Origin of the sequence: Kineococcus aridisoli (assembly GCF_050871885.1) — a bacterium.
In the GTDB taxonomy this organism is placed as follows: domain Bacteria; phylum Actinomycetota; class Actinomycetes; order Actinomycetales; family Kineococcaceae; genus Kineococcus.
On sequence record NZ_JBJLSF010000006.1, the window covers coordinates 81552 to 92504 of the forward strand.

9 protein-coding genes and 1 pseudogene are annotated in these 10953 nt (G+C 73.3%); 5 read left to right on the plus strand and 5 right to left on the minus strand.

Translation table 11 applies throughout. The annotated features are described in order from the left end of the window. Positions 1-106 precede the first annotated feature (106 nt). Positions 107-2440, plus strand: coding sequence for a putative bifunctional diguanylate cyclase/phosphodiesterase (locus tag ACRYM2_RS03355; protein WP_432519863.1), 2334 nt, complete (start codon positions 107-109; stop codon positions 2438-2440). Here the strand turns inward: ACRYM2_RS03355 and ACRYM2_RS03360 are convergent. Continuing rightward, positions 2421-4859: a diguanylate cyclase domain-containing protein gene (locus tag ACRYM2_RS03360; protein WP_432519865.1), complete on the minus strand. Its 2439-nt coding sequence runs from the start codon at positions 4857-4859 to the stop codon at positions 2421-2423. The genes ACRYM2_RS03355 and ACRYM2_RS03360 overlap by 20 nt on opposite strands. Before the next feature lie 216 nt (positions 4860-5075). Then, the gene (locus ACRYM2_RS03365; protein WP_432519881.1) at positions 5076-5657 is read right to left on the minus strand and encodes a histidine phosphatase family protein; all 582 of its coding nucleotides are present in this window, start codon (positions 5655-5657) and stop codon (positions 5076-5078) included. A gap of 353 nt (positions 5658-6010) precedes the next feature. Between ACRYM2_RS03365 and ACRYM2_RS03370 the strand changes: the two are divergent. Next, positions 6011-6244: pseudogene (locus ACRYM2_RS03370) on the plus strand (LD-carboxypeptidase); the annotation flags it as partial. Between the two features lie 520 nt (positions 6245-6764). Here ACRYM2_RS03370 and ACRYM2_RS03375 read toward each other — a convergent pair. After that, complete coding sequence (locus ACRYM2_RS03375) at positions 6765-7346, minus strand: dihydrofolate reductase family protein (RefSeq protein ID WP_432519866.1); 582 nt, start codon at positions 7344-7346, stop codon at positions 6765-6767. 420 nt (positions 7347-7766) lie between these two features. Here ACRYM2_RS03375 and ACRYM2_RS03380 point away from each other — a divergent pair, with 420 nt between their 5' ends. Continuing rightward, positions 7767-8054, plus strand: a complete 288-nt coding sequence (locus ACRYM2_RS03380; RefSeq protein ID WP_432519867.1) for a hypothetical protein — start codon at positions 7767-7769, stop codon at positions 8052-8054. Between the two features lie 10 nt (positions 8055-8064). Here the strand turns inward: ACRYM2_RS03380 and ACRYM2_RS03385 are convergent, their stop codons facing one another. Both ACRYM2_RS03385 and ACRYM2_RS03390 read right to left on the minus strand, forming a co-directional pair. After that, positions 8065-9081, minus strand: coding sequence for a S66 peptidase family protein (locus ACRYM2_RS03385; protein WP_432519868.1), 1017 nt, complete (start codon positions 9079-9081; stop codon positions 8065-8067). Positions 9082-9216: 135 nt separating this feature from the next. Then, entirely contained in the window at positions 9217-9693 is a 477-nt protein-coding gene (locus tag ACRYM2_RS03390) for a hypothetical protein (RefSeq protein ID WP_432519870.1), read from the minus strand. Positions 9694-10169: 476 nt separating this feature from the next. Between ACRYM2_RS03390 and ACRYM2_RS03395 the strand changes: the two genes are divergently transcribed. Both ACRYM2_RS03395 and ACRYM2_RS03400 read left to right on the plus strand, forming a co-directional pair. Further along, the gene (locus ACRYM2_RS03395; RefSeq protein WP_432519872.1) at positions 10170-10475 is read left to right on the plus strand and encodes a DUF2089 family protein; all 306 of its coding nucleotides are present in this window, start codon (positions 10170-10172) and stop codon (positions 10473-10475) included. Then, positions 10472-10780 (plus strand): YesK family protein, encoded by a 309-nt coding sequence (locus tag ACRYM2_RS03400; RefSeq protein ID WP_432519874.1) that lies wholly within the window; start codon positions 10472-10474, stop codon positions 10778-10780. Before ACRYM2_RS03395 ends, ACRYM2_RS03400 begins: the two co-directional genes overlap by 4 nt. Positions 10781-10953: the final 173 nt, after the last annotated feature.

Here is a 10953-nt window from a genome sequence, read left to right on the forward strand (position 1 = left end):
AGCGGGGACAGGAGGCGCGAGCACCTCACCGAGCCCTCGACGGGTTGCTCGACGGGTTGCCGGCAGGGTCGCCCGGCTGGACGTCCAGCTGGCGCTCCTGCTGGCGGTGGCCTCGACGGCGCTGCTGCTGCCGCCGGCACGACTGGTGCTGCTGCTGGTCAGCAACTGGCTGGCCGTCGCGCTGGTGGTGCTCGGCATCGCGCACCACCGCCCGCAGCGGCGGCTGGTGTGGGTGCTCGTCACCGCCTTCGTCACCCTGGTCGCCCTGTGCAACACCACCTTGGCGTTGACGGGCGGGGACGACCCCGTCACCACCGCGGCCACCTTCGCCTCCCAGGCGGCTGCAGCGCTGGCCATGCCGCTGCTGCTCGGAGCGGGCAGCGGCACCCGGTGGAGGGCGCCACGGCCCAGCAGCGCGCTGGAGCTGTGCGTGCACGTCCTGGTCGTCGCCGCGGTGTGCGCCGAGCTCCTCCTGCACGGTGCGCAGCGCCACGACCACGAGGGCCTGCCGTGGTCCCTGGCCGCGGCGCCGGCCATCGACGCCGCGCTGGTGGGGGTCCTGCTGTGGATCCTGTACTCGCGCGCCCAGCTGGTGCCGGCGATGGTCCTGGCCGTCGCCGGTGGCCTGGGCTGCGTGGCCTACGACCTGGCGGTCACCCTCACCGGCCGGCAGCTCGCGCTGGCCGGGCAGAGCGTCCAGGCCCTGGGCGTCGTCACCACGATGCTCTTCGGGCTGGCGGCGCTGCACCCGTCGATGACCGCCCTCGGTGATGCCGGCGCCCTGCGCCACAGCCGCCGCCCCTCCAGCCAGTTGCTGCTGCTCGTGCCGACCGCGTTGGTCCCGCTGGCCATGCTCAGCGCTCACGCCCTCGGCCGGGGGGTGCGGTCGCCGACCTGGGCGCTGGTGGCCGCCAGCGTGCTGGTGATGCTGGCCGTGCTGGTGCGCGCGGTGAGCGTCCTGCGCAGCGCCGAGCACAACGCCGAGCAGGACCCGCTGACCGGCCTGCTCAACCGCCGCGGCCTGGCCCGGGCCTTCGCCCGGACGACCAGCCGTCAGCGGGGCCTGGTGCGTCGCCGGCACGGGTCCTCACCGCCACCGGCGTTGCCACCGCTGGTGATCTGGATCGACCTGGACGACTTCAAGCGCATCAACGACCGCCACGGGCACAGCAGCGGCGACGCCGTGCTGGTGGCCACCGCCCGGCGGCTGCGCGCCGCCGTGGGCCGGCGCGGTGTCGTGGCCCGCCAGGGCGGTGACGAGTTCATCGTCGTGCTGCACCCCTCGCGCCGGGTGAGCGCCGAGACCGTGCACCGGGCGGTGGAGCGCGAGCTGGGACCTCCCATCGACGCCGGCGGGCACCTGGTGAGCATCACCGCCAGCGTCGGTGTCGTCGAAGTGGCACCCGGGGAGGACCTCGAGCGCGTCCTGGCGGACGCCGACATCGCGATGTACGCCGCCAAGGGATCGGGCGGGTCCACCGCGCGCGTGTTCGAGGTGCCGATGCGCGAACGAGCGGTGGCCTCCGCCGCCCTCGTCGAGGACCTGCACGCGCTGCTCGACGACGTGCCGCTGAGGTCCGGGGACCTGGCCGGGACCCAGGCCGGTGAGCAGGCCGGTGAGCAGGCGGGAACCCGGGCCGGAACGCGGGCCGGGGACCTGGTCGTGCTCTACCAGCCCATGGTGGAACTGGTCACCGGGCGCGTCGTCGGGGCCGAGGCGCTGGTGCGCTGGCAGCACCCGGTGCGAGGGCTGATCGGCCCGGACCAGTTCCTGCCGCTGGCCGAGCGGGAAGGCCTGGGCGCGGCCGTCGACGAGGTGGTGCTGCACCGGGCGCTGACCCAGCTGCGCCGGTGGAACGACCGCACCCCCGACGGCGGGCACGTCGGCAGCGGGTGGACCCTCAGCGTCAACCTGGGGCTGTCCAGCACCTGCGACCCGGCCCTGCCACGGCGGGTGCGCGAGGCGCTGGCGACCCACGACGTGCCCGCCTGCCGGCTGCACCTCGAGATCACCGAGCACGAGGCGCTGCCCGAGGACGAGCAGACGCGAGCCCGCCTGCACGAGCTGGCGGGCACCGGGGTGAGCCTGAGCCTGGACGACTTCGGCGTCGGCTACACCTCGCTCAGCTACCTGCGCCGCTACCCCATCGGGGTGCTCAAGCTCGACCGCTCCCTGATCACCCCCGACGACGCCACCTCCAGCGCGCTGCGCGCCGGCATCGTCGCCCTCGCGGGCACCCTGGGGGTGCAGGTGGTCGCCGAGGGCATCGAGCACGCCGGACAGGCCGAGGAACTGCGCGAGCTGGGTGTCCACCTCGGCCAGGGGTACCACTTCTCACCTCCGCTGCCGGCGGAGGCCTTCACGACCTTCCTGAGCACCTCCGGCACCCGGTACGCGTCCGCCCCACCCCCGGCAGCGCTCATCCGCTCCTCCGCTTGATCCGGTACATCGCCGCATCGGCGTGATCGAGCAGCTGCGAGCTGGTGGTGCCGTGCTGGGGGAAGAGCGCGGTGCCGATGCTGGCCCGGACGCCCACCCGGGCGCCGGGCAGCGCGAGCGGCTCGCGGAGGCTCACCTCCAGGGCCTCGTCCAGTCGAGCGGCGGTCGCCGCGGCACCGCGACGTGCAGCTCCAGCGTCCCCGCCCTCCCCGACGGCGATGACGAACTCGTCGCCACCCATGCGCGCCACGGCGCCACCGGCGCCGTCCTCGGCGACCACCTCCAGCAGCCGCTGCGCGAGGGCGACCAGCGCCTGGTCCCCCACCGCGTGGCCGTGGACGTCGTTGACCACCTTGAAGTCGTCGAGGTCCACGAACAGCACCGCCACCGCTCCGCCGTCGGCGCGGGCGCGGGCCAGCTGCTCGTCCAGGTGCTCCAGCAGCCTGCGCCGGTTCCACAGGCCGGTCAGCGCGTCGTGGTCCGCTCGGTGCTCGACGTCGCGCTCCAGCCGCACCCGGTCGCTGACGTCGCTGTGGTGGCCCACCAGGTGGCTGACCAGCCCGGAGCCGTCGCGCACCGGCGTGAAGCGCGTCTCGTTCCAGAAGCTGGTCCCGTCGCTGCGGTAGCAGCGCCACACCACCTGCTCACGACGGCCCGCCTGCAGCCGGCGCAGCGCCGCCTGCAGCGAGTGCACGTCGGTGCGCCGTCCCGCAGCGGACAACAGCTGCCGCCCCTGCACACCCTCGATCGGCTGGCGCACCATCGCGCAGAACGCCTCGTTGGCGTGCACCAGAGGCAGCCCGGGCACCCTCGCGTCGTGGATCGTCACACCTGCCGGCGCCACGGCGATGGCGGCGCGGATGACCTCGTCGGCCTCGCGCTGCGACAGCGGTGCCGGCGCAGGCGCTGCGCCGGCACCGCCCGCACCAGCCGATCCCCCACCGCCGGCTGCTGGTGCGGACGCGGGGACGCCGGGAGGTGCTCCACCCTCCGGCTCCTCGCACGCGGCGGGCTCGCCGAGCAGCTGCCGGGCGTCCGGAACCTCCGGGCCACCGGCACCGTCGGCGCCGTCCAGGCCGTCGGCGTCGTCCAGGCCGTCGGCGTGCGGACGCAAGTGGTGCAACAACGTGCGAGCGGCCTCGACCGCTCGCCGCCGGTCGTAGCTGAGCACGTACTCCAGCACCGAGTCCGCGCTCACGGGAACCGCCTCGCCGACGTCCTCGGCGGGAGGGCGGCGCGCTGCGAGCACCGCGGCGAAGTGCGGTCCCACCACGCTGACGACCCACTCGCCGAGGAGGGGCGAGTCCGCTGCCAGGTCCGCGACCGTCACCCCGGCGCAAGGACGGCTCGGCATCCCGGGCCCGATGACGCCGGTGAAGGTCGCCGCGCGCGCCAGCGCCTCGTAGCGCCTGCGGGTGGCGGGCGTCATCGCGCTGACGTCCTGGAAGGCGGACAGCACCACGGTGTCCTCGCTCTGCAGGAACGCCTGGCTCTCGATCTGCCGGGACACCGCCGTCAACAACGCCGCCGGCGCACGAGCGGGCTCGCTCTCCTGGGCCAGCACCCGGAACGGTGTGCACCCCGGGCGGCGCGCGGCCTGCCCGGGGAAGCGCAACGGGATCCCCCACCGGCTCGGCAGCGGCCCCGCGGGCGCGAAGAGCCACCCCTGGCCCAGCACGGCGCCGACGGCCCGCGCCCGCTGCAGGTGCAGCGGCGTCTCGATGCCCTCGGCCAGCACCAGCGCACCGGAGCGCTCGGCCTCGGCGTGCACGGCGTTGAGCAACCGGGCCACCTGCAGGCCGGGGGCGCGCTGCACCACCCGGGCGTCCAGCTTGATGACGTGGGGCTGCAGGAAGGGCAGCAGGGCCAGCGCCGCCGGCTCGGCTCCCACGTCGTCGACGGCGATGGCCCAGCCCAGCGACCGGATGCGCTCCACACCCTCCAGCAGCTGCGCCGGCTGCCGCAGCAGGTCCCGCTCGGTGATCTCCAGGACCACCTGGACCCCCTGCGGCACCGCGCCGGCCAGCTCCTGCAGCTGCTCCTGCCGCAGGGAGGCGATGGTGCACGGCTCGAGGTTCAAGAAGACGCACGCGCTGCGCAGACCAGCCAGGCCCGCCAGCGCCGCGTGCACGGCTCCCTGCTCCAGCGAGGTCAACCGGCCGGCTTCGCGCGCGGCCGTCAACAGCTCCAGCGGGGAGCGCGCCGCAGCACCCGGCGAGGCGCCCGCCGGGACGCGCAGGAGGGCCTCCACCGCCACCACCTGCCCGGCTGCGCGTGCCGAGCCGGCCGGGTCAGCGGTGCTGCTCGGGTCAGCCACGTCACCGGGGCCGTCGACACCACTGCTCGCCACGGAGTCCAAGGCGATGATCGGCTGGTACAGCACCTCGGTGGGGCCTGACGTCCCGTCGCGGTCCTCCATGACCTCGCTCGTCCTCCTGCCGCGTCCTGGTGCACCTGGGCTCCGCCGCTGGGCAACGTCTCGCACGGTGGTGCATCCGGCAACTCCACCGGCAGCAGCCGACGCACCCCGGTCGGGACCGACCGGTCGCACCGCCACGACGTCACGGGCACGTCGATCTGCGGGTGCAGCGGCAGGCGCGGTCGCCCCCCTGCCTCCGCGCGGCTCAGGCGCCCGTCACAGCCGGCGCCACCCGTGCGCCACCCGCCGCGTCGAGGCGTCGAAGGCGTACCAGCTGCCTTGCCCGGGCTGGTCGAAGCGCCGGTCGATCGCGACGCCGCGCAGCGCGCACTGCAGCAACGTGCCCACACCGCCGTGCGTGACGATCACCACGCTGCCGTCCTCGGGCACGCCGGCGACCGGTCGCGCCCGGTCGAGGACCCGGTCCACGGCGCGCACGATGCGCCGCTGCGCGTCCGCCGCCGTCTCCCACCCGCGCACGCTGCGCTCGGGCTCGGCGAAGAACGCGTCGGCCAGCGCCTCGAACTCCTGCGGCGGCAGGAACCCGGTCGCGCTGCGGTCGTTCTCCCCCAGCTCGGCGTCCACGTGCACGGTGCACCCGCTCACCCCTGCCACCGCCTGGGCGGTCTGCAGCGCCTTGCGCTCCGCGCTGGAGGCCACGAAGGACGCCTGCTGCGCCCACGGCACCTCCAGCAGCCGCTGCAACCGCTGGTGCCCGGCCCGCGACAGGCCCCACTGCGGCACCGGGACAGCGGGGTCCACCTGCACCTCGGGGTGGGAGACCACGTGGACGATCACCCCGCCAGCCTGCCAGAGCACGACCCGGGCGGTGATTGCAGTGCTCACGGCGATCAGGAAGGAGGTTCGTCGATCGTGGAGGTCAGCGGGACGAGCAGTTCGGCGGAGCGGCTGCCGGGGTCGGCGTGGTGCACCACGATCACCAGGCGTCGCCGCGGGCGGTCGAGAACTCCCCACGCCACAGCGTGAGCTCGCCGGGGGGGCAGCGGAAGGCGGCCTGGCCGCGCCGGGAGCAGACCGGTGCAGACGGCACCACCCGCGCGGTGCGGTGACCACGCTCCTACGACGACCGGGTGACGCCACCGCCACCGACGGAGCGCCCTGCTCGGCTCTCACCCGGTGACCGGGTGGCGGTGGTCTCCCCGGGCAGCTGGCCCGAGTCCCGCGACGACCTGGACCCCCTGCTGACGGCCGGCACCGACACCGACCGGCTGGCCGACCTCGACCAGGCCCTGCGCGACCCCGGGATCCGGGCGGTCATCGCCTCCCGCGGCGGCTGCGGCAGCCTGCGCCTGGTCCACGGCATCAACCCGCGGGTCCTGCAGCGCGACCCGAAACCGCTGGTCGGCTACAGCGACGTCACCGCCCTGTCATGTCTCCAGACATCGGTGACAGTTTCGCATCAAGACATCGGTGACACTTCCGACGGTCTTGGTGGTGACACTTCTCGATCCTCCGGGCCCGCCCTACTGCCCTCAGCCGGCCACCGCGCAGCGCGGCGTCCTACACCGGGTGACCCGCACGCGGTGAGCGCGACCGACGGGCGGCCACGGCCAGGCGATCAACACCAGCGGAGCCGTCAGCGGCTCACCCGCACCGCCCCGACGTCACGGTCACGGACGTCACGGTCACGGACGTCACGGTCACGGACGTCACGGTCATGCCGATGTCGTGTCGCTCGGCGGTCGTCAGGGATCACTCGGCAGGATCGGTGGACGGTTCTTCAGCGTGGCCCAGACACCGGTCGACCGCCCCGCTCACCCATTACTGGGCGACGTTGCGTGCGGTGGTGGCGGGCCGTCGCGGTGGAGCCACCAGCGCGGGCCTCCACCACGCGTGCGGTAGCGCCCCGCCCGCCGTGGACCCCTCCGCGCCCGCCCCGACCGGTCAACGGCGCACCCGGTACCGCAGGTGCAGCACCCGCTCGCCCTGGACCACCACGTCAGGACCCTCCAGCAGGTGCAGCGCGTCGACCGGCCCGAAGTAGCGCTTGCCCGAGCCGAGCACGACGGGCACGACGTCCATCCGCACCTCCTCGACCAAGCCCGCGGCCAGCACCTGGCCCCCGACGTCGCCGGCGGCGACCTCGACGATGCGCTCACCCGCGAGCTGCTGCGCCCTGGCCACGGCGGCCTCGACGCCGGCGACGAAGGAGAACGGCGCCGCGAGGTCCCACTCCTGCGGCGGCGGCCGGTGCGTCACGACCACCACGTGCTCGACCCCGCCCGGGGGCGCCCCGTCCCAGCCGCCGGTCATGTCGAAGACGTGACGGCCGACGACCGTCACCCCGATCCGATCCCAGTACGGCCGGGTGTAGTCGTAGGACGCCTGCGAAACCTTCAACGCGCCGGCCTCATCCAGCGGAACGTCACCACTGATGAGCCAGTCGAACAGTGGCCCCGGCTGATCGTGCTCGTCGGCGACGAAGCCGTCCACCGACACCGAGCTGTACATGACCACCTTGCCCATCGACTCTCCTCCGCTGCGGGTGCTCGTGAACAGGTGACCCGACGACGTCGAGGAAGTCATCGGCGGCAGCACCGCGGCCAGCCCCGGCGGACAACGCACGCTCACTGCGCAGACGCATCCCGCAGACCGGGTGCACCTGCGCCGCGAGACCCCGGATCGGTCGACAAGGCGGGAGCGGCACCCAGCCGCCCAAGGCGACCTACCCGTGGCCGACACCCCACGACGCGCCCCTCGTCGCGGCCCCCGGTCCACACCACCCCGCTCCCCGGTGAACGGGCACCGCGACCGGGGCCGGTCACCGTCCCCCGCCAGCGGGAGGTACCCCCAGCCGACGACGAACGACTGGCCCAGCTGCGCCGACGGATCGTCGAAGCGGTCGTCGCCAGCGTCCTGAAGGCCGAGGAGATCGAGCACCTGAGCGTGCACTGGGGCCTCGACGAGCGCGAGGACGACGTGCGAGTACGCATCGACGTCCCCGACGAACGGCACCAGGAGCTGCTGCTCTCGCCCTGGTGGGCACCCGCCCCCCGGGACGTCGCCGTCCCCACCAGCCCTGCGCAGATCGCCACTCACCTGGGCGACCGTTCGGAGGACTGGGTCTGCGAGACGGCCTTCGCCTGGGGCCAGCAGCGCCGCGCCCGTCACCAGCTGCCCGAGCCCTGGCCAGGGACGTACCTGACACCGTCGACCGCTCGGTCATCCCGCTGAACCCGTCAGGTCAGACGGGTCCGTGAGATCGAGGGGCGACCGCCGGCTCCAGCAGCGACAACGCTCGTCCTCCAGCATCGAGGGCCACCCGGATGCCGACCGGCATCGGCAGGTTGGGACCGGCGTGCCCGAACTCGACCCCACCCAGGACGGGGACGTCCCGTTCCCCGAGGACGTCCAGGACGATCTCGCGCAGGGAGGGAGACGCATCGGGCCCATCGAGTCCCTCGATGGCGTGCGGAACACCCACCACCATGCCACCGATCCGGTCTAGGACGCCGGCGTGACGCAGCACGTGCAGGTAGCTCCACACGTAGGAGGCGAGGCCACCCATCTCCTCCCAGAACAGCACCGCACCGCTGAAGCGCTCCAGCGGCAAGGCGTACCGCGTGGCCTGGACCAGCGCGATGCGGTTGATGACCCCACCGATGAGGGGTCCCTCCACCCGCCCCGGGCGCCAGCACTCCCAGGAGGACGTGGCGGGCAGCGCACCGATCGCCTCCGTCCCGGTCAGCAGCCTGCGGTAGAGGTCCTCCAGATCGCCCCGGCGCGCGGGTGACGATCTGCGCCAGGCCCCGCCGAGCCCCGGGGTGGCCAGGTCGGCGTGGAACCCGACCAACCCCGTGCGCTGGTGCAGCACCAGGTGCAGCAGGGAGATGTCGCTGTAGCCGAGGATCGGCTTGGGGTCGGTGACGACCGCGTCGCAATCGATGAGGTCGAGGTACCCGAACACCGTCTGACCGCCGTCGTGGGCGATGATCGCGCGCACCTCCCGGTCGCGCAGGAGCGCGTTGAACTCCTCGGCGATGCGCGTCGGGGTGGCCGCGCTCCACCAGTGCTGCAGGCCCACCTGCAGCAACGGGGCACGGCGCACACGGAACCCCATCCGCTCCAGGACCGCCTCCGCTTCCCGCAGGTCGGGCTCGTACCGGGCGTGCAGAGGTCCCGACAACGAGGCGATGACCACGAGGTCCCCCGGTGCCAGGGCACGAGGTCGCAGGAGTCCAGGCGAGCCACTGGTGGTCACCTGGTCAGTGTCACGGGCCTCGATGACCGGGCGCCACCTCCTTGCGGCGTTGGCCGTCAGCTCGTACACGACTTCACGGTCATCCCGCGATCCGGCGTATCCGGCCTGCGGCTGGGCTGTACAATCCCGGCCGGGTCAATCGTCAGCGGCCAGGACGTCGCACCGCACCAGCAGCTCCACCGCTGGCAACGGCGGGTAGGGCAGGTACACCGCGACGTTGCACTTCACCGCCCCGTAGCGCTGTTGCCAGGCCAGGCGAGTTCGCCCCTGCCGGCTGTGCTGCACGCCCACATGCCAGCCGCGCACGTCGACCATCGTGGCGTCTCCGCTGGCTTCTGAGCGCATCGTCTCCGGCTGCGCTGGCGGCCACGGATTGCCGTAGCCCACCTCCACCGTGCTCAGCCCGCGTATCTGCGCTTCCTCGAACGGCAGCTGCAGCACCTCCGCGTCGGGTATGTACAGCACCGTCACCGAGCCACGCCCACCCGACGACCCGCCCGCCTGTCCACTCGATCGTGTCGGTGTGACCAGCTCACCGCCGCCAGTGGTGGACACCAGCTCTACCTGCCCCGCCTCGCGCAGCACCGACAGCCGCGGCACTTCGAAGCCCAAGACCTCTCGCACTACCGGGCGTGGGTGAGGGTGGTACAGCTGCGCCAGCGTCCCCGGCCACGACGGGGTGCCGTGCCGCGGCCCTCGACCCGGCCGTAGTGACTCCAGCAAGGCACGCAGCCCCGTCGGCAACGGCGTGCTGCTCACCGGCCCGGAGTCGACCCCGATCGGCTCACTGGCATTCACCTCACCACCATGTCCCTCCCCGGGCCGCGCCGCGGGCAACCTACGTCGGTCTGCTCAGGTGGCCTCACGGTCATCCCGCGTTGTGCGCGCTCAGCAACGGTCGAGGACGACGTCTCACGGCGATAGCCAAGCGGCTACCGCAGTCCAACGGCGCCATGCAACGCCTGCTCCGCCGAAAGTCTCGACCCGATCCGACGTCCGGCGGAACTACTCGGGTTTCCTTGTCCGCCCCACCCGCACCTGCGTAATGTTCAAGCCAGGTTGAACATCACGCACGGAAGGAGCGCACCGTGGATCAGTGGCTCGAAGCCCTCACCGACAGCGACCGCTCCTTCGTGCGCACCCTGGTCCTCAACTCCGGCTCCCTCAAGGGCGTCGCCGCCGACTACGGCGTCTCCTACCCCACCATCCGCGCCCGCCTGGACCGCATCATCGCCAAGGTCCACGCCGTCGAATCGGCTCCGGCCGAGCCCTTCGTCACCTCCATCACCGGCATGGTCATCGACGGTGTCGTCTCCCAGGACGCCGCCGACCGCGTCCTGCGCGCCTACGAGACCGCCACCTCCACCTCGACCCCGAAAGCAGGACCCCTGTGAGCACCACCCACCTGCTGATGTACGCCGCCGTCATCGCCCTGGTGCTGGTGCAGCGCCTGGTCCTGTCCAACCGCTCCCGCCGGTGGCTGGGCGTGATCCTGCCCGCCGCGTGGCTCCTCGCCTGCGTCGTCTTCCTCGTCATGAAGGACGCAGTGGGTCAGTGGCAGGGGTGGGCGGCCGTCGTTCTCGGCGCGGTCCTGCTACTGGGCACCTGGAACGACGGCCACGCCTCGCGCACGAAGCGCCTGCAGCGTGAGAACGCCCGCATCTACGCCCTCAACACCCACCACACCGCCGGCCGCTGACCCCCGCATCGGCGGTCTGCAGCTCACGCTGCCCTGCGCGATGTCGCGGTCATCCCGCAGACCTCGCGCGTTTAGGTCAGGCGGTGACCTCGGCGTGGTCGCCCTGGTCGTCGCCCCCATCGCCTCCGACCCGCACGCCGGCGCCCTCGCCGCCGTCCTCCGTGCCGTGCTCT